Consider the following 23556-nt stretch of genomic DNA (forward strand, 5'->3'; position numbering starts at 1 on the left):
GATAGATTAATTCCAGACCATGTGATCCAGCGATATTCCATTGCAGAGGATGAATAAGTCTTTGTGCTTGTAAAATAGAACGACCCGTAACTAATATCAGCTGAATATATTGTTGTAAATTTTCCAATATATTTATAATTTCAGGTTGAATTATACTTTTATCTGGATCTGGGTGAAATTCAGAGATTGTTCCGTCAATATCAAGAAATAAAACAACCTGATTTGAGTCCATATTCAGGTTGCAATCATTTAAAATCATCTTTGGCGATATATAAAAAGATGAGCTAGATGAATCTTCTAAATCTTGTTCCCTATGTATGCCTGACATAAATCCACCTAAGTGCATGATATAAAATAGATTAAAATTTAGAGTTAAACTGTGTGATTTTTAATCTAATTAGTTTTATAACATATTCTATTTTTCAAAATGGCTTTAGGCGCAGAAAAGAAACACTTTTGACATGTAAAGTTACTTTGTAAAATTTGGAAATATTCAGCAGAAAAAGTTGATATTCTTTGTATATTTGTAAAATAATTTTTCAGTGATTTTTAATATATTAATAATGATATTTAACATATTGCATATTAAGTGATTGAGTAAGTTTGAGTGCTATAAATAAGATTCTTTTGATTATTTAATGTAAAAAATGGTTTTGATTTATATTTCTAAAAATTAATTCATTGGCTTTCTATTAAATAATAGGCATTAAATTAGAAATATTTAAAAAACACATTTAATATAAAATAAGAATATAGTGCAGCCTATTAATTTTTTATTAGGGCCGGTTTTGAAAGGAAGGATAAATTATAAAATCTTGGTGCTACATAGAAGAGAGAGGGTTATATCGTTGAGAGACTAGGTGTAGACATAACCCCATAAAGAGGAGAGCAGAGTGCTTATAGCTCTCTCCAGACATCGTTCTCATCTTTCAATGGAATAGTAAAGTTAAAGTCATCATCATTACTGACTAAAAGACTGGTAGGGGTTTGCATCAAAACTTTTAAAACAGTACCAGCTTCAAAAATAATCGGGTGACAGTTTTCCTTTTCCAAGGTTACTGGCTTAAGTAATTCAATCACAGAACTTTCCATATTTTTATTCCCAAATATTGATACTTCGCTGTTTTTTAATCTTAACATGATTTTTGCACATTTAACTAATTTTTGAAAAACCGAGACATAAGTCAACAAGTCGGTCAATTTTTTCTTAAAAAGCGCTTAAGCCGGTAAATTAAAGGGCTAAAAATTAAGATTTAACTTTCAAACGATTTGAGTTTCTTAAACTCGAATATTTTCAGTCTATTTACCGACGAAAAGAAGAGAAAAAGACAAATGGTGCCAAATAGTCAATCTAGCGCAAAATCTACTTGTCACTTTTTTGACAGGCCAGTCATGATCTCCTCCATTCTATTGTGTACGTTATGCGCTAGTATTAAGGCAAGAATCATATAATCTGATATTAATTCAGCTTTAGCGATTTTGTGTTTGTATGTAATTTTTTACATTGAATTGCAAATTTATGCTGCAGTTCGTTGAAAGTCTGAAAATAAGAATAAACTGTGCGTCATTTGGATGACCCGTACATCTATAAGGAGAATTAAGCCCCAATGTTTAAGTCATTTTTTCCACAACCAGTGTGGTTCTTTAGTAGTCTGGTACTGTGGTTTCTGATCAATCTTGGCCTTTGGCATAGTGGTGGATCAGGCTGGGGTGTCTATTTGGGTATGACCGAAGGTTATCATGATCTTAAAATGCCGATAGGAGTCAGCCGCTTCTGGGCGCCAAAATTTCTCTGGTTCTATCTCTGGTTTTTTGTGAGTACCGCGATATTCGCTACCTTCTGGTATTTTAAAGCGAAACATCCCTGGCAGCGCTGGTCCGTGTGGGGCTCGGCCTTTATCCTGTTCAATATCTGGTTTGGGGTGCAGGTTAATGTCGTCTTAAATGAATGGTATAGCCCGTTCTATGACCAGATCCAGAATATGCTCACCCAAGGGGGCGGAGATGTCAGCCTATTATATCAAGGTGCATTGACCTTTATTTATATTGCCATGGTCTATGTCACGCTGGCGGTGTTTAACCTGTTCTTTGTCAGTCATTATGTATTCCGCTGGCGTACGGCGATGAATGACTACTATACGGCGCATTGGGAAAAGTTACGTCATATTGAAGGGGCGTCACAGCGTATTCAGGAAGATACCATGCGTTTTGGCAAAACTACGGAACAGCTGAGTGTCTCACTTATTGAATCTCTGATGCTATTAATGGCTTTCCTGCCAATCCTGTATGAGTTATCGAGTCATGTAAAAGTACTGCCGATTGTCGGTGAAATACCGCATGCATTAATGTGGGCGTCGATCGGTTGGGCAGTTCTGGGAACTGTGATTTTAATGATTGTCGGAATGAAACTCCCTGGACTGGAATTCAATAATCAGAAAGTTGAAGCGGCTTATCGTAAAGAGCTGGTTTATGGTGAAGATTATGCTGATCGTGCTCACCCGCTTACCTTGCAAGAACTGTTTAGCCGGGTACGTAAGAATTATTTCCGTTTGTATTTCCACTATGCCTATTTCAATATGGTTCGTATCTGGTATCTACAACTGGACAATATTTACGGATTATTTATTTTGTTTCCAAGTATTGCCGCGGGTGCGATTACACTCGGTTTGATGATGCAGATCCTGAATGTTTTCGGTAAGGTTCGTGAATCTTTCCAGTATCTTATTCTATCTTGGCCTACGATTATTGAATTGCTCTCCATCTATAAACGTTTGAAAGCATTTGAATCCCATCTCGATTAATTTTTTTCTTCTATTCCTAGACAATTTTAAAAGCCAGATCATTATAGGTCTGGCTTTTTTATTGATTAATTTTTATTCAAAATCAAATTGAAAATTACGATCTGGAGAGGTGCGAAAAAATTAGGATGAATGGCACTAAAACATCCCAATATTAGGGTATCCAAGCTATTTTTTCTTGTCTAGAATTTTAAAGGCCAGCCAGGGTGCTGTTTAATTTCCAATAATATGGCGTATAAAAATAATTAGTGTACGTAAAGGAAATTATTCAAATTATAATCTCATTCAGACAGCGATAGAGAGCATAATTGCCGTTATCATCCATGATAATAATATCTCTAATTTTTGTTGAATGAGTAACCGGAGAACTGATCTGTTTCTTCGGTTTTTTATATCTTTTTTTCTACTGCTTCATCTTTCAATTGATGAGCAATCCAGCGTATTTACTGGCTTGGAGAATGTTAATTCGATCAATTTATCTGGATTAAAGCCGGATGAATTAGGCATTTTATTCCTCATTTTTAGTGGTAGGTCTCGCTATATTTTTATATTTATCAATCTGTTGAGATTGTTGTTTTGGCACATTTGCTATATGTTATAGAGGCCTGGGGGAGATAAGCAGTGAAGCTAAAATTAATAATTCCAACAATATGTGTAGCAAGCCTGGCTGGATGTAACAGTATTCAGCAAATGAAATCAGATATGCAGCATCCTTATGTAAGTCCTCAAGAACTGATTGTTAAAAGAAACTTGAATCAGGCTGACGGTTCGGCAAAAGAATATGTTTATTCATGGGAAAAATCCAAGCAGCATCTGGAGCCACAATCCCTCTATCCACGAACCACCTTAAGCCAGTATTGTCATGAACGGGGCGGCAAGTTTTCTCTACTGTATAAGAGCCAATTGGCTTCAGTAAAAGATTCTGCCCAGAAGAACCGTTTAAGCAAAAACCGTTATGTCACCCAAGGCATTGGTGCTTATCAATGTACGATGCCTCAAGGACAAAACTGGATTGTTTCTATTGAGCCGATTTCTGAACGTCAGCCAGATAAGAATAATACTACCCGCACAGTACGGATTCTGAGCAAGCTTCAAAGCTCGTCTGAAGCGCGTCATTTCTATCAGGGCCATAAAACTACGGCTAAGTCTAATAAAATTGCTGAAAAGAATGCAGCCAAAACCTCAGTCAAAGATGAGAAAAAGGAATTAGATAAAAAAGAAGCTGATAAGAAAGAAATAAAAATACCTGCTGTTGAACCGACAGTGGTTGCTGTCCCTGCTGCTCGCACAAGTAATATCGAAACGCCACAACAGCAACAGATGAAACTGTATGTAGCTGCACGCCGTGATATCAATAGCGGTAAGAACCTGAACAATGCCTGTAATAATGCCCAGCGTGCCTATAACTATGGCAAATTACAGGGTACAGAAGGAACACGTGTCTATACTGAATCGGGCATGTTAGTGGCACGCTGTTTAAGCAGTATTCCAGTCTATGCCAACCGTATTCCAAATTCCAAGGTTCAGGCCAAACGAGTACTGCAGAATCTGGCCACCAACTATAACCATACTGGGGCGAAGAATCAGTTGAGACAGTTAAAATAAGTCTATTATTTTCACATGCAGTTTGATCATTTATTTAGCAGATTAGATGCTCATGAAAAGTCATCTACTTTAAGGATTGGTGATATTGAAAAAAGTATTTCTTAAGCATAGGCGGACTTAAAAATAATATTTTTCTTTTGAATACCAATGATAGAAGATAAATAGTTATCCTATTGATAGGAATAAAAATTAATTAGTATTAGGTTGCAAATCGAACCTTATTTCACAGTGAATCTCCCATCGCCATCTCAGATTTTCTCTTCTATATCTCCTGTTAAATACAAGCTAATTCAACGGCATATTTTAGAAATTATTGGTATATCTTTTGCTTAAAAATTATCAGTTTTGTGCTTATGGACTGAGCAAGAAAAACTAATTGATTTTTAACATACACAATAATGAGATTTATCGCTTGAGAAAACATATTTTAAGTCATTTGATTCTTGTGGGTGCATTTCTACATTCGTCTGTGAGTTATGCAGTGAGTACAACTTCATTAAAATCGGCAATTGATCTGAATGCGATTGATCGGACGGTTGATCCAAAGCAGGATTTTTATCAATTCGTGAATGGAAACTGGCTGAAAACCGCAAAGATTCCAGAAGATCAGGCATTGTCGGGTGCATTTGCTGAAGTGAGTATGAAATCAACCCAGCAGTTATTTGACATTTTTAATGAGCTGGCTAAAAAACAGTATCCGCAAGGTAGCAATGAACAAAAGGTCGCAGATCTCTATGCCAGTTATATGGATACCGATCGGCTAGAACAGCTCGGACTTGAGGCATTGCAACAAGACCTGCAGCGGATTGAAAGTATCAAGACCAAAAAAGATCTGGCAGAATTTTTTGCCTATGCGGAAAAAATCAATCTGAATTTGCCATTCTCTACCCGTTTTTATCAGGACCGTAAAGCTTCTTCCAAGGCGATGATGTATGTAGGGCAAGGTGGTTTGGGAATGCCTGATCGTGATTTTTACCTGAGTGAGCAGCCTCGACAACAGGAAATTCGCAATACTTATATGCTTTATATCGCCAATACCCTGAATTTTGCCGGTCAGCCTAAGCCGATTGAAGATGCTCGCACTATCCTGGCTTTGGAAAAGGCACTGGCAAAAATTAGCTGGTCCGCTGTGGAGCTGCGCAATGATGAGGTGAGAACCTATCTCGTTGAAACTAAAAATATTATTAACTATATGCCTTCTTTTGACTGGATGAATTATTTCTCAGAACTGGGCTTAAAAGGAGCAAGAAAAGAGGTTGCGATCTCGCAGATTAATTATTTGCGTCAGCTGGATCAGTTATGGAAGGTCGTTCCAATTGAAACCTGGCAAACCTATTTGAAATTCAACCTGATCAATAGTTATTCGCCATTTTTAACAGAAGTTTTTCAAAACCATCATTTTGAATTTTATGACAAAACACTAGAGGGTGTACAAGCACGTTCTCCACGGAATGAGTCTGCCTTGGAGCTAACTAACGGTATTTTAGGCAATGTGCTTGGCAAGCTCTATGTAGAAAAGCACTTTAATGAAAGCCAGCGCCCGGCCATGCTGGAAATGGTGGAAAACGTCCGTAAAGCCTTTCATCTGAAACTGGACCAAGCTGACTGGATGGGTTCGGACACTAAAAAACAAGTACGGCATAAGCTAGATAGCATCAATATCAAAATCGGCTATCCGAAAGCATGGAGGGATTATTCAGCCCTAGAGATTCGTAAGGATGATCTGATTGGGAATATCCAGCGGACCCGGCTATTCAATTACCAGCGTGAACTGGACAAGGTGGGAGAACCGATTGATCCAGAAGCCTGGCACATGTCGCCACAAACAGCCAATGCTTACTATAACGTTAAGCTGAATGAAATCGTATTACCTGCGGCCATCTGGCAAGCGCCATTTTATTATGACGATAGTCATGATCCTGCAGTGAATTATGGTGCCATCGGGGCTGTTATCGCACATGAAATTAGCCATGGTTTTGACGATAGAGGAAGCCGCTTTGATGCCAAAGGCAAGGGTGAAGAAACCTGGAACGAGCGCGACCGTAAGAAGTTCAATGAACGCACCAAAGCCTTAGTTGAGCAATATAAACAATATGAAGTTCTGCCAGGGCATAAGGTGAATGCAGAATTAAATAAAAGTGAAAATATCTCTGACAACCTGGGCTTAGGGATCGCTCATATGGCTTACAAGTTATCGCTCAAGGGTCAGCCAGCACCTGTCATTGATGGCTTTAGTGGAGATCAGCGTTTTTATATGGGCTGGGCACAAGTCTGGCGTAGCAAAAGTAATCCTGAATATCTGTTAAACAGCCTAAACCTTGCCAGCCATGCACCAGGTCATGTACGTGGCAATGGCGCTGTCCGTAATCAGCAAAGTTTCTATGAAGCTTTTGGGATTAAAGAAGGGGACAAGATGTATTTATCACCTGAAAAACGAATCTCCATCTGGTAACAGGTTTTAAAAAACAGGTCTGTTTATCTGAAAAGAGACAGGCCTATTTTTTTCTGCGAAGGAACAGCATGCAGAGCCAAGACCAGTTTAAAAATTGGCATATATGCTGCTTATAAAGATTTAAGTGTTTGATTATCAGGTCAACACGTATTGATAAATTCAGCTGCGCAGTGAAGCGCGAGGATAGCAAGCTTTGAAAATTTTTCTAAAAACCGCATTGGTAAGTGCTTTATTAGCCGTTTCCTCTGCAAATTATGCTTCAGATCAACCCCCTATTGCAGCACTTGGCTCGGGGATTCATCTTCAATATTTTGATAAAAAAATCGCACCACAACAGGACTTCTATCAGCATGTAAATGGGCACTGGTTAGAGCATGAGGAAATTCCGGCTGATATGCCAAACTGGGGTGCATTCACGATTTTGCGTGAAAACTCGACCCAGCAATTACATGACATTGTAGAAGAGCTGGCGAAAACCAAATCGGATTATGGCAGCAATGAGCAGAAAGTGGGGAGCTTATATGCCAGCTTTATGGACACGGAAACTTTAAATGCAAAAGGTATCCAGCCGCTCAAAGCAGATCTAGCCAAAATTGAGGCCATGAAAAGCAAGAAAGATTTTACTTTGTTGCTTGCAGACTATGCAAAGAACCGTGTCAGTACACCTTTTGAATTTGACGTGATTCCTGACTTGAAAAAGTCTGATCAAATGGCGGTGTTTTTAGGTCAAAGTGGTTTGGGCTTACCAGATCGTGACTACTATTTAAAAGACGATGAAAAACTGAAAAGTGCCCGTGAAACCTATGTTAAACATATTGCTAAGCTGTTGACGCTCTCGGGTGAAACGGAAGCAGAAGCGGCTGCACATGCACAATCTATTCTGAAGTTAGAAACTGAAATTGCCAAAATTCAGTGGGATAACGTGCAGAACCGTAATCTCGAAAAAATGTATAACGTCTATACATTAAAAGATGTCAAAAGCCTGGTGCCAGAATTTGACTGGAAAACCTATTTTAAAGCGACGGGTTTAGACAAAAAAACCAAAACCGTGATTGTGGCGCAAAAAAGTTATTTTGAAGACTTAAACAAGATTTTAAGCAGTACACCCCTCAATGTATGGCAAACCTATTTCAAATTCCATCTGATTGATGGCGCTGCACCTTACTTGAGCCAGGAATTTGCTGATGCCAACTTTGAAATGTACAGCAAAACCTTACGCGGTGTGACCGAGCAACGGGCACGCTGGAAACGTGGGGTTGATATGACCAATGCGGTACTCGGTGAAAGTCTGGCACAAGTCTATGTCGCAAAACATTTCCAGCCTGAACAGAAACAGCGTATGGAAAAACTGGTAGAAAACCTGTTGCTGGCATTTGAACAGAATCTGGAAAAACTGGACTGGATGGGGGCAGAAACCAAAGCACAGGCACACCGTAAGCTGAAAAGCTTTAGAGTGAAAATTGGCTATCCGAATAAATGGCGTGACTACAGCAAGCTGGAAATTAAAGATGGCGACCTGATTGGAAATCTGCGTCGTACCAACAGTTTCAATTATGACATTGCGCTGGATAAACTGGGTAAACCAGTTGATCGTGAAGAATGGCATATGCTGCCGCAAACGGTAAATGCTTACTACAACCCGATGGGCAATGAAATTGTTTTCCCTGCTGCGATTTTACAGCCGCCATTCTTTGATATGAATGCTGATGATGCCGTGAACTATGGGGCAATCGGGGCAGTAATCGGGCATGAAATCAGTCATGGCTTTGATGATCAGGGCAGCCGCTTTGATGCAGATGGCAACATGAAAAACTGGTGGACCAAAGAAGACGATAAAAAGTTCAAGGAAAAAACCAAAGCTCTGGTCGAGCAATATAATGCTTATGAAGCGATACCGGGCTATCACGTCAACGGTGAGCTGACCTTAGGCGAAAATATTGCCGATAACTCAGGTCTGGCGATTGCCTATGAAGCTTATAAGCTTTCACTAAATGGCAAACCTGCACCGGTGATTGATGGATATACTGGAGATCAGCGTTTCTATATTGGCTGGACGCAAGCATGGCGTGCCAAAGTTCGTCCGGAACTGGCATTACAGCTGTTAAAAACAGATCCGCATTCACCAGCAGCCATTCGTGGCCGTGCGACCTTACTTAACCAGAAACCTTTCTATGAAGCCTTTAGCGTCAAGCAAGAAGATCCAATGTATCTGGAAGAAGATAAACGGGTAAAAATCTGGTAAGTCTGATTTCCTCATTCGATTCCAAAAGTCCTGACTGATGTCGGGACTTTTTTTATCTCTCAGGTTACAGAGTTCTACAGGTTTTCCAGCCTTTTACATGCTACAAAGAAGCTGCATTGTTCAAGCAGTTTGAACGGGTGAAAAAGGAAAGATTATGGGTTTAAAAGTTTTATCAGGTCTTCGGGCAGTCTTCATGACCACAGCATTGCTGGGTACAACTCAGATTGCGACAGCCGGTCCAACGGTTGATCAGCTTAGTGACTGTTTGATGAAATCGACGACAGGCACTGATAAAACCACAGTCTTGCAATGGACCTTTGTGGCATTGGGTAATCATCCCGATCTAAAAGCTTTTAGCAATGTAACTGCAACTCAAAAGGAAACGCTTGACAGAAATCTAGCGACGGTTTTACAGCGGATTCTGGTTGAGCAATGTCCAATCCAAACCAAAGCGGTGATTCAGGCTGAAGGGGTACAAGCAGTAGGCGAAAGCTTCCAGGAGCTTGGGCAGGTCACGGGCGAGGAAATACTGAAAAATCCGGAAATTAAAAGTCAGCTAAGTGGCGTACTCAAATATATCGATATGAGCAAACTGGTCACGACGTTTTTGACCCCTGAGGTGTGGAATAAATTAGGCATCACCCGTTAATGGATTGCAGATGCAGTCAAACTTAAACCGCAAAAATGTGGTTTAAGTTTTATAGAGCTTGCCCGGAAACAGTCGGTCTCGAATTTCATCCCAGTTGGTTGACAGCCAGCAAATAAATGAACCTAAGGTGACCATCATCGTACCGATCCAAAAGGTGTGGGATAGACTGGTATTCAGCACCCACATCGAAATGATAGACGAAAAGATCGGACTAAAATAAGATAACGCGACCAGCATCGCGATATTGCCCTGATTAATCCCGATATTCCACGCTGCATAACCTAAGCCAGTCACGACTGACACCAGCAACATATACAGCATGATATTCAAGTCAATATTAAGAAGTTGTGGTAGTTGTTCGTGATCTAACAGCAGCGTCTTGCTCCAGAGAACCACACTTACCATTGCGAAAAAGAACACGATTGGGTTATGTCCTTGGCTGTATTTTTTGGTAAATACACAATATAACGACCATAAACTTGCCCCAATGAATGCCAATATGTAACTGGTTGGATTGGCTTGTATATTGTGAATGACGGTTGCTAAATGAATATCTCCGTTGCCCGTCTGGATATAAAAAATACCTGCCAGACTAATACTGAGCCCTACCACTACTAAGCTGTGAAATTTTAGTTCATGAAATAAAATCAGCATGGCGATGGTCATACTGGGCCACAGATAATTCACTAAACTAATTTCAATGGCTTGCTGTGCAGTTTGTGCAAGGGCTACGGCATAGGCAAAGCAGATTTCATACACCAGAAATAATGCAGCTGCACTCAGCAGATAAAATTTGGGTATGGTTTTGAGTTTGGGAACGCCAAAAACAGCCAGTAAGAGCAGGGTGCTTAAGCTATACATCATTAGTACAGCCAGGTCAGGTCCAATACTAAAACTGATCTTTTTGAGCAATCCCACGATAGATGACCACTGTAAAATGGCACTTAAGCCAATCAGCGTAGCGAGGTTTTTCGACATGATAAGGGCGGGATGGGAGAATGTGCAGATTGTATTCCTGTTGAGTGATTTTCAATATGGGACAGACACGATTTTATGAGCAAATTCAAAAAAATCGTTAACAACGGCTTTATGATTTGAATATCCCGATCATGAGTTTAATGATCCAGAAAATGGGCGTGAAAATTAGCTCGATACCATCGGCAAGGTGGGCAAGTTTGCTTTCTCTGGCTGTGTGCCTCCGTGGTTTGATGGGTTTGCGTTGTCTTGACTGATATGCGCCAATGATGAATATAAGAATGATCAGGATAATGCTAAGTAAGATAATGTGATTTGGCATGTTTTTGTTTTTCTTAGGTTTGTTTTTGATTTTATAGCATGTTTTAAACCCTCTCCCTAGCCCTCTCCTGAAAGGAGAAGGAACATCCATTATAATATTCAAACAGTATTAGATACGCAATGAAAGCTCCTTCTCTGACTGTGAGAAGACGGGGGGTGAGGGTATTCAGAAGTAGCGCATAAAGAAGGATTTAGAAATTTGGATATGTCCTAAATCTTCGAGTTTGGTGAGGAAGGATAGTTTTTTCATATTCATTTATATTTTTCTAACAAATATTTTGCTGTATTCTCTAAATTCGGGTAAATAGTTCTTGAATTAATATTAACTAAATCAAGTTCTTTTAAAAGATCGGCTTTAGAGTTTTTATCAATACGTATTAGATCTCTTGCTAAAGTAAAAAATTGTTTATACTAGCCCCATGAAATATGAAAATTTAACTCGATTTAATGATGGGGAATTTAAACGACTCGTTGGAGTTCCTCGTCCATTATTCTTAAAAATGGTATCGGTGTTACAACACGCTGAACTTGCCAAGAAAAAATCTGGAAGGCCGCATTCTTTGTGTTTAGAGGATCAATTATTGTTAACTCTAAACTACTTACGCTGTTATAGGACTCAAATTGAATTATCCGCTGACTATAATCTCGCTGAAAGTAATGTGAATCGTACTATTCATAAAGTTGAAAATGCTCTGATTCAATCACGGATTTTTGCATTACCCAAAAGGAATCAAAAGTTTAGTGAAGGTGATTATGTGATCGTTGATGTCACTGAGTCACAGATTGAGCGTCCCAAAAAAACAAAGAAAATTCTATAGCGGTAAAAAGAAGAAACATACGCTAAAAACACAGGTCATTTTTAACCCAAGACTAAAGCAAATTGTAAGTATACAGGTCGAAAGTGGCAGAAAACATGATCTGACGATTGCGCGTAAGTATTTTAAGGAGATGATCATTTATCCTTGTATTATGGCAGATTTAGCCTATAAAGGATTTCATCAGATTAAGAGTAAGTTACTCATTCCAATCAAGAAACCTAAGAATTTATCATTACCCAAAATAGCAAAACAGATCAACCAAGAAATCAGTCGGCGTAGGATCACAATTGAACATATCAACGGCAAACTTAAATATTTTCGGATATTAACAGAACGGTATAGAAATAGACGGAAACGATTTGGTCTAAGAATGAATTTAATTGTTGGAATGGTGAATTGGATGCTCTTGAATTAACTTTCGCAAGAGATCTATTCTATGAATTTTATAATTACAATCAGACTTTTCATTCATTCTAGATTTAATACCAAATAATAAAAAAGCACCTGTTTGAGCTGCGATTCTCTCATTATTTAGTTTGCTTTTGATACATACAATCCGAGTTAAATCAGTGGTTTTAATTAAGTTTTGAAAATAAGGCTTATCTTCTTTAATGAAGTGTATAAATTTTTTGTGAGAAGTTTTTCTATAATTAAGTTTTTTAGGTGTTGGTTTTGTTAATAAATATTTTTCTATATCATTTTTATCGACCATATTAAGTTTTGCCAAATTTGTTAAGCAACTAGCAGTATCGGAATCATAATATTTAATATTTTTATTACTTGGCAAAATTATAATTACTTCACCATCTTCATTTTTTTTACTATTGCAAGCAAAATATAGAGCAGTCAATGGATTTAAAGTTACGTCAAGTAGTCTTGTAGGTAATGAAAAGTGTTGCATTCTCGTTAAAATTTCTAATGAGTTCTTATCGTTTTGAAAGTGTAAAGATTCATTAATAATTAAATCTCTAAATAATTTATCTTCATTATCAAGATATATCCTTTTGCTATTATGAAAACGATAGTTTGAAGGTTCCAAACGATACCTAAGAGAAGAATGTCCTCTAAAAAATCTCTCATTGAATTCTAGTTCCTGTTTTTTTTCAAAAAAGGCAGTTAATTTATTAAAAAAAGACGAGAGGTTTTTTACTTTTTCTTCTTCACGTTCAGTTGTTCTTTTAATTTTTTGAATAAATTCTATTTGTTGTTCTTCAAAATTATTTGTTTGATAGTCTTGGATTAATTGATTAATAAAATCATCTTTTTCTGCTGTAATGATCTGTAATAGTACATTACTTTCACCTTTTAGATACTCTATTCTTTTATTCACTTCTATAACATCAGTTCTTTTCTTAGAGGTTTCGATTTCATCTGTAAATAAGATTTCAATTATAGAATTTTTTTCATCGTAGCTAGCTGCTTTAATTTTTAATATTTTAAATAACTCTGAATCACTAGTAATTAATACAGGCAAGTTTTTTAATTCTGTAAGTGTCTCATGATCTAAAATTTTATAAAAAATTTGAACTTCATCTGAGGCATGGGATAAAACAAAATCGCCAGCAAAAATTCTCAGCTTTTTTTCTTTTAGTATTTCTTTTAAATATGGTGGTGTAGTTAATATATAGATAATTGAATGTTTCATAAAAAACCCCGCATTAAGCGAGGTTTTTATAACATGAAATCAACTGATTAGCGAATAAATCAACCAATCAATTTTTTCATCAATTCATTTACTTGAGCAGGGTTAGCCTTCCCACGTGACGCTTTCATGACTTGACCAACCAGACCGTTGAATGCTTTCTCTTTACCAGATTTATACTCTTCAACCATCTTCTCGTTAGCAGCAAGCACTTCCTGAATCATCGCTTCAATCGCGCCTGTATCAGTTTCCTGTTTCAAGCCTTTCTCAGCAATAATTTCGTCCGCAGTTTTGCCTTCTTCCCACATAAAGCCGAACACTTGTTTCGCGATCTTACCGCTAATGGTGTTATCGACAATACGCGCGATCATGCCACCCAGTTTTTCAGCAGAAACGGGGGAATCCGCAAGGTCCAAGCCAGCTTTGTTTAAAGCACCTGAGAATTCACCCATTACCCAGTTTGCCGCAATCTTACCTTGAGCAGCACCGCCAGCAGCTTTTACGACTTCTTCGTAGAACTCTGACATTTCACGAGTCAATGTCAGTACATGAGCATCATACTCAGTCACACCAAAGTCAGCCACGAAACGCGCACGACGTGCAGCAGGCAGTTCAGGCATTTGTGCTTTAATCGCTTCGATTTGCGCATCTGGAATCACCACAGGCAACAAGTCAGGATCCGGAAAGTAGCGGTAATCGTTCGCTTCTTCCTTAGAACGCATTGAACGGGTTTCCATCTTCACAGGGTCGAACAGACGAGTTTCCTGATCAATGGTGCCGCCCCATTCCAGAATTTCCATTTGACGTTCAATTTCAACGTTGATCGCCTGTTCAATGAAGCGGAATGAGTTCAGGTTTTTAAGCTCACAACGTGTACCGAATGGTTGACCTGGACGACGTAAAGACACGTTACAGTCGGCACGGAACGAACCTTCTGCCATGTTGCCGTCAGAAATACCTAACCAGCGTACCAGCGTGTGAATCGCTTTGATGTAAGCAACGGCTTCTTCAACAGAACGCATATCCGGTTCAGATACGATTTCTAGAAGCGGCGTACCGGCACGGTTCAAGTCGATGCCTGACATACCTTCGAACTGGTCATGGATTGATTTACCGGCATCTTCTTCAAGATGCGCACGAGTCACGCCAATACGTTTTACTGTACCGTCTTCAAGCTGGATGTCGATATGACCCAAGCCCACAATCGGGTTGTCCATCTGACTGATCTGATAGCCTTTTGGAGAATCCGGATAGAAATAGTTTTTACGCGCAAATACTGAAGCCTGGTCGATATAAGCATCGATACCCAAACCAAAGCGAATCGCAAGATCAACCACTTCTTTGTTTAATACTGGCAATACGCCCGGCATAGCCAAATCTACAAGGCTCGCCTGAGTGTTTGGATCATTACCAAACTCGGTAGAAGAACCAGAGAAGATTTTAGATTTAGTCGCAAGCTGAGTGTGAATCTCGATACCAATAACGACTTCCCAACCGTCAATCAGGTTAGATTTTGGTTTAGCAGCGTTTTTAGCCATTATACATTCTCCTCAGCAATTGCAGCGCGTTTAGTATGCCAATCAGTTGCTTGTTGATACTGGTGTACCACAGACAACAATTGAGATTCTGACCAGTAGTTACCAATCAGCTGTAAGCCAACTGGCAAGTTGTCTTTGTCAAAACCAACAGGCGCATTAATCGCAGGAAGACCTGCAAGGTTTACCGCGATGGTATAGATGTCACCTAAGTACATTTCAACCGGAGACAGGTTTGCCCCGATACGGTATGCAGTAGTCGGTGCAGAAGGCGCAGCGATGACGTCTACAGATTCAAATGCTTTTAAGAAATCTTGTTGAATTAAACGACGTACTTTTTGTGCTTTCACATAATAAGCATCGTAATAACCAGCAGACAGGGCATAAGTACCGATCAGGATACGGCGTTGAACTTCAGCACCAAAACCTTCTGAACGAGAACGTTTGTAAAGGTCGAGAAGATCTTTAGGCTCTTCACAACGGTAGCCATAACGTACGCCATCATAACGAGACAGGTTCGAAGATGCTTCAGCAGGTGCGATCAGGTAGTAGGTTGGAACATAAGCTTCAGTCATGTTGAGATCAATCTCAACCAGAGTTGCGCCCATTTCTTCCAGTTTTTTCAATGATTCTTCAACGCGTGCTTTCACGTCTGCATCCAGACCTTCAACATTGAAGTACTGTTTTGGAATACCAATGCGCAGACCTTTCACAGAAGTACCGTTCAGGTTGGCAACGTAGTCATCAACATCTTTGTCCATTGATGTTGAATCTTTGGCATCATGACCGGCCATGACATTCATGAGGTAAGCACAGTCTTCAGCTGAACGTGCCATTGGACCACCTTGATCCAAAGATGATGCGTAAGCGATCATACCGAAACGTGATACACGGCCATAAGTCGGTTTCAGACCAGTCAGACCACAGAAAGATGCTGGCTGACGGATTGAACCACCAGTATCCGTACCGGTTGCAAATGGTGCCAGATCCGCAGCGACAACCGCAGCAGAACCACCTGAAGAACCGCCCGGAACGTGATCCAGTGCCCAAGGATTTTTGGTCGCGCCAAAATAAGAAGACTCGGAAGTTGAACCCATGGCGAATTCGTCCATGTTCACTTTACCAAGTGTGACTAAGCCCGCAGCTTTACCTTTCGCTACAACGGTCGCGTCGTAAGGAGAGATAAAATTGTCCAGCATTTTAGAACCGGCTGTGGTTTTAATGCCTTGGGTACAGAAAATATCTTTATGTGCAATGGGCACGCCAGTCAGGGCAGTGGCATTGCCAGCTTTGATTGCAGCATCGGCAGCATCAGCTTGAGCTAATGCCTGTTCAGCAGTCACGGTCACATAAGCTTTGACCTGTGCATCAATTTTTTCGATGCGTTTTAAATAGTGTTGAGTCAATTCGCGGGATGAAAATTGAGCATTTGCCAAACCTTCAGTCAGTTCACGAATGGATAAGCGGTGTAAATCTGTCATGAGAAATAATTCTTTACGTTTAATTTAATAAAAAGAATGAACTGGGTAATAATTACTCAATCACGCGTGGGACGAGATACAAACCGTCCTGTACAGCAGGTGCAACTGCTTGGTATTCCTCACGATGATTACTTTCCGACACGACATCTTCACGTAAAGGCTGTGGGTGGTCGAAAGGGCTTTTCAGTGGTTCAACACCGTCAGTATCGATGCCTTTCAGGGTTTCCATCATGCCTAAAATTTTATTTAAACTTTGAGCATATTCAGCAGATTGCGTATCATTAAGAGATAACCTTGCGAGGTTGGCAATAGCTGAAACTGTTTCTGCATTTAAATCTGCAGAAGACTGTGCATCCGATGTAGACATAATATTACCTAATCAGTATTAAAAAAAATTCAAATTATCATGCGTTATGATAAGCGATTGACTTGTCCAAATCATCACATTTAGTTAAAGTGGCCACCTTGCGTCCATATAAAGTTTAACTGAGAACGTCCCCGTGATTCTAAAACGACTAATAGGCTTGTTTTCGCCAGATCTCGCTATTGATTTAGGTACTGCAAATACACTTATTTATGCGCCAGGACGAGGCATTATATTAAATGAACCGACGGTTGTAGCCATCCGTCACAGTGGTTCACATAAAATTGTTGCTGCCGTAGGTCTTGACGCGAAACAAATGCTTGGTCGTACCCCAGCAAATATTTCTGCAATCCGTCCGATGAAAGACGGTGTGATTGCGGATTTCGAAGTGACCGAAACCATGTTAAATCAGTTCATTGGTAAGGTACACGAAAAACGTTTATTCCCGCCAGCGCCACGCGTGGTGGTTTGCGTGCCATGTAAATCGACACTGGTTGAACGCCGTGCGATCCGTGAAGCAGTTTATAATGCGGGTGCACGTGAAGTACGTCTGATTGAAGAACCGATGGCTGCTGCAATTGGTGCAGGCATGCCGGTTGAGCAGGCGTGTGGTTCGATGGTTGTTGATGTGGGCGGCGGTACAACTGAGATTGCAGTCATTTCATTGCAGGGCTGTGTATATGCAGACTCGCTGCGTATTGGCGGTGATGTATTTGATGAACAGATCATCAACTACGTACGTAAGGCACATGGTTGCGTGATCGGTGAAACCACAGCTGAAGTGATCAAAAAAGAAGTTGGCATGGCACTTCCAGATGAAGGTGCAAAACCGCTGGAAATTGAAGTTCGTGGCCGTAACTTGGCTGAAGGTGTGCCTCGCGCGATTGTGGTGAACTCGGATGAAGTCACTCAAGCGATCTCTGATCCACTACAAAACATCGTGTCTGCGGTGAAATCTGCATTGGAACAAACACCTCCTGAACTGTCTTCTGACATCGCTGAACGCGGGATCGTGTTGACCGGTGGTGGTGCATTGCTGCGTAACCTGGACAAGCTTCTTGCAAAAGAAACAGGTCTGCCTGTTGTGGTTGCTGAAGATCCACTGTCTTGCGTGACTCGTGGTGGTGGTAAGGTACTCGAATTCTTCGACAATCCAAATCATGACATGTTATTTGTAGGCTAAGACAAGGATTCGGCGGGTGCAAGCACATCTGTTTTCTCGACAACCGCCATCTTTTCGCTCTTTTATCATTGCACTGATAACATGTCTGGTGGTGCTGTTCTTTGACTGGCGCATGCCACATGTTGTTCAACCTGCAAGGGATGTCTTGTACGCGGCCTATAACCCCATTTATGCCGTGGCCAGCTATCCGGTACTGTCGCGAGAATGGCTGAATCAACAAACCAAATCTGAAGCGCAACTGCGTCGTGAAAATACCGCGATGCAGGCTGAGCTATTGCAGGCGCAAGTTCGCCTACAAAAAATTGCAGAACTTTCTGCAGAAAATACTCGTTTACGCGGTCTTTTAGATACCCCTCTGATTCTTGATGGACGTATGGAAATTGCTGAGGTCATTGGTACCGATGCTGATCCGTTGCGCCATATCATCGTGATCAACCGTGGTTCCAATAACAAGCTGAAAGTCGGTCAGACCGTACTGGATGACATGGGGATTATGGGACAGATTATTGATGTCTATCCGCATAGTAGCCGGGTCATGCTGCTCTCTGATAAAGAACACTCCTTGTCGGTGCGTCTGGAACATACTGGCATGCGTGCCATTGTGTCGGGAACCGGGGATCTGGGACGCCTGAAAATGGAATATGTACCGACCAGCGCCAATATCAAAGTTGGTGAAAAAGTTTACAGTTCAGGTCTGGGACAGCATTTTCCGGCAGGTTATCTGGTGGGAACAGTATCCAATGTGAAACGGCATAATTCAGGAGAATTTGCCCAGATTGATGTTACTCCAGCGGCACAGTTGGCCGGTGGTCATCATGTCGTCGTGCTGTTCTCTGACTCATTAGCGATGGAGCAACCGCATGTCAATCGCTAAGATGCGACCTAAAACACATCGTGATCCTTTATTTGCCATTGTCATTTCGGTGATCGTGGCTTCTGTTCTCTCAGTCTATCCACTGTCTTACGAGACTTCGGGATGGCGTCCATTATTTATGTTAATGGTTATGCTGTTCTGGGTATTGTGTCAGCCGACCTGGTGCGGGATCTGGTTTGCATTTGCTACCGGGATCTTCATTGATTTACTGCTTGATGCGCCTTTAGGTCTCAATGCACTTAGCTTTATCATCATTGCTTTTGTGGCACGTTTCCTGACCCGTGAGCGCCGTATTCTGACCTTTGCTAATTTATGGGTCATCACGACAATTGCGATTCTGGCACATTTGATGATTATCTTTTTTGCCCAGATTTCGACCGGCGTACAATTCTCATTTGCACGACATTGGATTCCCATGCTGACTAGTGTCATCATATGGCCAGTGCTTTATTACTTTTTGAGAAAATGGCGCATTTAATTCTTGCTTCCAGTTCCCCTCGACGCCGTGAACTTTTACAGCAACTCGGGCTAAGCTTTGAGATCTGTAGCCCAGATGTAGACGAATCTGTACTGGAAAATGAATCCATTGCAGCCTATGTCGAACGTCTGGCGCAAGTCAAAGCAGAGGCGGTGGCCAAGCTGTATCCGGATGCCATTATTATTGCTGCGGATACCAGTTTAGGTGTGAATAATGAGATTTTGGGGAAACCTGAATCCAAACAGCATGCCTTTGAAATGTGGGAAAAAATTTCAGGAAGATGGCATGATGTGTATACTGGAGTGTGCGTCCGCACAAAAGAAGAAAAATACAGTATAGTAGTTCGTACACAGGTTGAATTTCAGCCACTAAATAGCCATGATATGGAAAGTTACTGGGCAACAGGTGAGCCGCTTGGGAAAGCAGGCGCCTATGCAATACAGGGAATTGCAGCGCGTTATATTCCAAGAATAGAAGGTAGTTATTCGAATGTAGTGGGATTGCCACTATATGAAACAGTACAGTTATTGCAGACGGTTAAGGCACTAAATTAACTGCTGAAAAAGAATTCTTATAATGTTTTGAGTGTTGTTATGTCTGACGAGTTGTTGATTAACGTCACACCGATGGAATGTCGGGTGGCGTTGATTGAAAACGGCACGGTGAATGAACTGTTTGTCGAGCGTACGGCCAAGCGCGGATTGGTCGGGAATATCTATAAAGGAAAAGTGGTCCGGGTCTTGCCGGGCATGCAGGCCGCTTTTGTTGATATTGGCCTGTCCAGAACGGCTTTTTTGCATATCAATGACATGGTCTGGCCACGTAACCAGCCAACGCCGAATGTATTTGAGCTATTGCAGCCGGGTCTGATTCTTACCGTTCAGGTGATGAAAGACATGCTCGGAACCAAAGGTGCACGTCTGTCTACTGATCTTTCTATTCCTTCACGTTATTTAGTCCTGATGCCATATGGCAATCATATTGGCGTATCGCAGCGGATTGAATCTGAAGATGAACGCAATCGTTTACGCTCGATCATTGAACGTATTCAGGCAGAACACAAGCTGCCGGGTTCCGTGATTGTCCGTACTGCTGCGGATGGCATTGAAGAAGAAGCCATTGCTCAGGATATGGCTTACTTAGCCAAACTGTGGGAATACATCCAGCGCAAGCAAAAAGTTATCGCAGTGCCTTCATTGATCTTTGAAGAGCTGCCTTTGCCACAGCGTGTCATTCGTGACCTGGCCAATGAAGAAACCGAAAAAATCTATATCGATTCACGCGAAATTCACGGCAAGCTGAAAGAGTTTGTGGATGAATTCGTGCCGAACATGAAAGACCGTTTACTACATTATCCGGGCGAACGACCAATTTTCGATTTGTACAATGTCGAAGAAGATCTGCAAAAGGCTTTACAAACCCGCGTAGCACTGAAGTCTGGTGGTTATCTGATGATTGACCAGACTGAAGCCATGACCACCATTGATGTCAATACCGGTTCTTATGTGGGCGGTCGTTCGCTGGAAGATACAGTGTTTAAAACCAATATGGAAGCCACACAGGTCATTGCACGTCAGCTGCGTCTGCGTAATCTGGGCGGTATTATCATCATCGACTTCATTGACATGCAGGAAGCCCAGCACCGTGAAGAGGTGATGAACCAGTTTGTGAAAATGCTGGAACGTGATCATGCCAAAACCAAGATCACCCAGGTGTCTGAACTGGGGTTGGTGGAGATGACGCGTAAGCGTACCCGTGAGTCTTTGGAACACTTGTTATGCGAGTCCTGTCCGACCTGTCAGGGACGTGGATATGTGAAAACAGCAGAATCAGTGTGTTACGAAATTTTTCGGGAAATCCTGCGCTATGCTCGCGCTTATGAATCACAAAGTGGCTTTACTGTTGTTGCCCATCCGGCAGTGATTGATCGGCTGTTGACTGCAGAAGCCCCAGCTGTAGCGGATCTGGAACACTTTATTAATCGTGTAATTAAATTCCAGGTCGAAAATTTATACACGCAAGAGCAATACGATATCATTCTCAGCTGAAATTGTAACAGAATATCGTTAAACACTTGTTACATCTGAAATTTTACAACTCTACTGATATTTACAATACTAGAAACATCAAATTAGCCAAAGCCTTTCTCCCAGTTCTAGGCTTAGCAAAAGGAGTCTATGATGAGTATGAGTAAAGTTGTAATCAATAAAAGCTTGAAACACGTATTAGAACCAAAGGCTGTGCATGCAGGATATATTGTGGATGAACGCGGGAATGAAGTTCAGATTACAGCTTCTATGATTCGCTCTGTCTGCCATCAGTTATTGAAACAATGTCGTACTATTAAAAGTTAATTAAACCAAAATAGATTGCGGTTGTATGAATTTCATTCAAACTGTAAAAAGAATAAAATAAAGGGGCTTAAATTGCCCCTTTATTTTTTACTAAATGATTGGCAAAAGTGCTCACACACTTTTTAGCAGTCCATTGCCAGATTTTATTCGTCCGCGGCTAACTGACCGCTTTCGCACTTGGGACGGGTTCACCATCCACAATCCGTTCGAAGCGTTGAATTTCTTCTTCAAGATGAGTCAATAGATTCTGCATTTTGGGTAGAGCATTACGGCAAGCAGTAAGACCTACTTCAAGCTTGTCCATATAACTGGTCATGGTGATATTCAGTGCCTGTCCATCCAGTACAATCGAAGCCGGATATAAGGCTTCCAAACGTGCGCCATTCCAGTACAGAGGTTCCTGAGGACCAGGGACATTGGAAATGATCACGTTAAATGCCTGACGTTTTGGCATTAAGCCAGATGCAATATTGAATCCTGCAAGACCGTAGACAAAAGCACTATAGTTCAGAATCTGATTGGCATTCATGCGCTTAAAGCGTTCTTTAGCACTGAGTACACTGCGACGTACCGTTTTAAGACGCTCCAAAGGATCATCCTTATGCGTGCCCAGATTCGCCAGAATCATGGTAATACGGTTGGAAACATCGGAGTCATCGCTACGTACAGAAGCGGGCACCATTGCAATTAATGGTTTTTTCGGCAAGGCATTTTGTGTGAGTAAATATTCGCGTAAGGCACCTGAACAGATCGCTAACACGATATCATTAATCGTTACACCTAAAGCTTTAGAAATATGACGTAAACGTGAGAATTCAAAAGATTGGGCTGCGAAACGACGTGAAGCACTGACGCGCTGATTTAAAATAGAACTTGGTGCTTGAAAGCTGGACACATAATCCGGATTACGCCCCATATCTTTCAGTACGGTTTGTGATAATTCATAAGCCACTCGTGGCGTACATTCCAGCTGGCCTTTAATCGCCTGTAACACATTCTTCATGCGGCTGACTTTCGGCGCTTTCAGACGTTTTGCTCGTGGACCTTCTACACACCAAGGTGGCACAATACTTTTCGCATGTGGATCATGGGAAAGTGATTTTTCTACCAGACGCATGCCTGCAATACCATCTACCATCGCATGGTGAATCTTGAAGTACATGGCAAAACGGTTGCCTTCAATGCCTTCAATAATATGACAGGTCCATAAAGGTTTAGCGCGGTCAATCAGTGCGCTGTGTTCTTGGGAAATATAAGTCAGCAGCTCGCGGATACGCCCAGGTTTCGGTAAGGCAATATGACGAAAATGATGATCTAAATCAAACTCTTCATCTTCATCCCAAAATAAACCGTTTAAATAGTTATTAAATGGAGGAATCGGTGAGGATTTGGAATTACGAATATCAGTCACCAGATCCTGGATAAAAGAGGCTGGTGCATTGTCAGGAATTTGAAACAAAAATAACCCGCCTACATGCATAGGCTGCTGCCGTTTCTCTAAAGACAAAAAAATAAAGTCAATCGGATGTAATGGACGCATAGCGTAGATTGCCTCACTGCATTTTCTTCAGCTGCTCATGTATAAGCAACCTTGTTAGAATTATTGGTATCACATTACAAAGTATAGCGATTTTGTCGCATAAAGGTACTGATTTTTCTGTAGCCGATTGGTTCACAAAAAAACCACCCGACGAACGGATGGTTTTTTAAGATTATTTTTTCAAGTTGCCGGCATGTAAGCCACATTCTTTATGGGTGGCTTCTTCCCACCACCAGCGACCTTCA

20 protein-coding genes are annotated in these 23556 nt (G+C 41.0%); 12 read left to right on the plus strand and 8 right to left on the minus strand.

Annotated features, from left to right (window positions below; all coding sequences use genetic code 11):
- Both B4J23_RS00265 and B4J23_RS00270 read right to left on the minus strand, forming a co-directional pair.
- The coding region (locus B4J23_RS00265; RefSeq protein ID WP_291358148.1) for a trehalose-phosphatase at positions 1-328 on the minus strand (328 nt) is incomplete at its 3' end.
- A gap of 569 nt (positions 329-897) precedes the next feature.
- Positions 898-1092, minus strand: coding sequence for a hypothetical protein (locus B4J23_RS00270; protein ID WP_125279298.1), 195 nt, complete (start codon positions 1090-1092; stop codon positions 898-900).
- A gap of 515 nt (positions 1093-1607) precedes the next feature.
- On the opposite strand from B4J23_RS00270, the gene sbmA reads away from it, so the two are divergent.
- From sbmA to B4J23_RS00295, 5 genes are all read left to right on the plus strand, one after another.
- Positions 1608-2801 (plus strand): peptide antibiotic transporter SbmA, encoded by a 1194-nt coding sequence (gene sbmA, locus B4J23_RS00275; protein ID WP_291358149.1) that lies wholly within the window; start codon positions 1608-1610, stop codon positions 2799-2801.
- Between the two features lie 618 nt (positions 2802-3419).
- On the plus strand, positions 3420-4403 hold the full coding sequence (locus B4J23_RS00280) for a hypothetical protein (RefSeq protein WP_291358150.1): 984 nt from the start codon (positions 3420-3422) through the stop codon (positions 4401-4403).
- A gap of 481 nt (positions 4404-4884) precedes the next feature.
- Positions 4885-6855, plus strand: a complete 1971-nt coding sequence (locus B4J23_RS00285; protein WP_291358151.1) for a M13 family metallopeptidase — start codon at positions 4885-4887, stop codon at positions 6853-6855.
- Between the two features lie 193 nt (positions 6856-7048).
- Positions 7049-9097 carry a M13 family metallopeptidase gene (locus B4J23_RS00290; protein WP_291358152.1) on the plus strand — a complete coding sequence of 683 codons (2049 nt, stop codon included), beginning with the start codon at positions 7049-7051 and terminating at the stop codon, positions 9095-9097.
- A gap of 154 nt (positions 9098-9251) precedes the next feature.
- Positions 9252-9746, plus strand: coding sequence for a hypothetical protein (locus tag B4J23_RS00295; RefSeq protein WP_291358153.1), 495 nt, complete (start codon positions 9252-9254; stop codon positions 9744-9746).
- 42 nt (positions 9747-9788) lie between these two features.
- Here B4J23_RS00295 and yddG read toward each other — a convergent pair whose 3' ends face one another.
- A complete protein-coding gene (yddG, locus tag B4J23_RS00300) occupies positions 9789-10724 on the minus strand; it encodes an aromatic amino acid DMT transporter YddG (protein WP_200229981.1) in 936 nt (311 codons plus the stop codon).
- Between the two features lie 737 nt (positions 10725-11461).
- On the opposite strand from yddG, the gene B4J23_RS00305 reads away from it, so the two are divergent.
- Positions 11462-12275, plus strand: a protein-coding gene (locus B4J23_RS00305) for an IS5 family transposase (RefSeq protein WP_004729218.1) whose coding sequence is annotated in 2 segments (ribosomal slippage) — positions 11462-11848 and positions 11850-12275 — 813 coding nt in all. Because the reading frame shifts where the segments join, the coding sequence is not laid out codon by codon here.
- Here the strand turns inward: B4J23_RS00305 and B4J23_RS00310 are convergent.
- The 4 genes from B4J23_RS00310 to gatC are packed head-to-tail and all read right to left on the minus strand — an operon-like array spanning position 12237 to position 16885.
- Positions 12237-13505: an FRG domain-containing protein gene (locus B4J23_RS00310; RefSeq protein WP_291358154.1), complete on the minus strand. Its 1269-nt coding sequence runs from the start codon at positions 13503-13505 to the stop codon at positions 12237-12239. The genes B4J23_RS00305 and B4J23_RS00310 overlap by 39 nt on opposite strands.
- Positions 13506-13564: 59 nt before the next feature.
- Positions 13565-15040, minus strand: coding sequence for an Asp-tRNA(Asn)/Glu-tRNA(Gln) amidotransferase subunit GatB (gene gatB, locus B4J23_RS00315; protein WP_291358155.1), 1476 nt, complete (start codon positions 15038-15040; stop codon positions 13565-13567).
- Positions 15040-16518, minus strand: a complete 1479-nt coding sequence (gene gatA, locus B4J23_RS00320; protein ID WP_180159348.1) for an Asp-tRNA(Asn)/Glu-tRNA(Gln) amidotransferase subunit GatA — start codon at positions 16516-16518, stop codon at positions 15040-15042. The genes gatB and gatA overlap by 1 nt, the downstream gene beginning before the upstream one ends.
- 52 nt (positions 16519-16570) lie before the next feature.
- Positions 16571-16885 carry an Asp-tRNA(Asn)/Glu-tRNA(Gln) amidotransferase subunit GatC gene (gene gatC / locus B4J23_RS00325; protein WP_005234479.1) on the minus strand — a complete coding sequence of 105 codons (315 nt, stop codon included), beginning with the start codon at positions 16883-16885 and terminating at the stop codon, positions 16571-16573.
- Positions 16886-17018: 133 nt separating this feature from the next.
- Between gatC and B4J23_RS00330 the strand changes: the two genes are divergently transcribed.
- The 6 genes from B4J23_RS00330 (at position 17019) to B4J23_RS00355 (ending at position 21771) form a co-directional block, all read left to right on the plus strand.
- Positions 17019-18065 carry a rod shape-determining protein gene (locus B4J23_RS00330; protein WP_005234480.1) on the plus strand — a complete coding sequence of 349 codons (1047 nt, stop codon included), beginning with the start codon at positions 17019-17021 and terminating at the stop codon, positions 18063-18065.
- Positions 18066-18081: 16 nt separating this feature from the next.
- Entirely contained in the window at positions 18082-18939 is an 858-nt protein-coding gene (mreC, locus tag B4J23_RS00335) for a rod shape-determining protein MreC (protein ID WP_166139623.1), read from the plus strand.
- On the plus strand, positions 18926-19417 hold the full coding sequence (gene mreD / locus B4J23_RS00340; RefSeq protein ID WP_004783095.1) for a rod shape-determining protein MreD: 492 nt from the start codon (positions 18926-18928) through the stop codon (positions 19415-19417). Before mreC ends, mreD begins: the two co-directional genes overlap by 14 nt.
- A complete protein-coding gene (locus B4J23_RS00345; RefSeq protein ID WP_180002471.1) occupies positions 19405-19971 on the plus strand; it encodes a Maf family nucleotide pyrophosphatase in 567 nt (188 codons plus the stop codon). Before mreD ends, B4J23_RS00345 begins: the two co-directional genes overlap by 13 nt.
- A gap of 39 nt (positions 19972-20010) precedes the next feature.
- Positions 20011-21465: a ribonuclease G gene (gene rng / locus B4J23_RS00350; RefSeq protein ID WP_005234484.1), complete on the plus strand. Its 1455-nt coding sequence runs from the start codon at positions 20011-20013 to the stop codon at positions 21463-21465.
- A gap of 132 nt (positions 21466-21597) precedes the next feature.
- The gene (locus B4J23_RS00355; protein ID WP_004783090.1) at positions 21598-21771 is read left to right on the plus strand and encodes a PA1571 family protein; all 174 of its coding nucleotides are present in this window, start codon (positions 21598-21600) and stop codon (positions 21769-21771) included.
- 157 nt (positions 21772-21928) lie between these two features.
- Here B4J23_RS00355 and B4J23_RS00360 read toward each other — a convergent pair whose 3' ends face one another.
- A complete protein-coding gene (locus B4J23_RS00360; protein WP_291358167.1) occupies positions 21929-23311 on the minus strand; it encodes a WS/DGAT/MGAT family O-acyltransferase in 1383 nt (460 codons plus the stop codon).
- Positions 23312-23556 lie beyond the last annotated feature (245 nt).

The organism is Acinetobacter sp. UBA3025 (assembly GCF_002367915.1).
Classification (GTDB): Bacteria; Pseudomonadota; Gammaproteobacteria; order Pseudomonadales; family Moraxellaceae; genus Acinetobacter.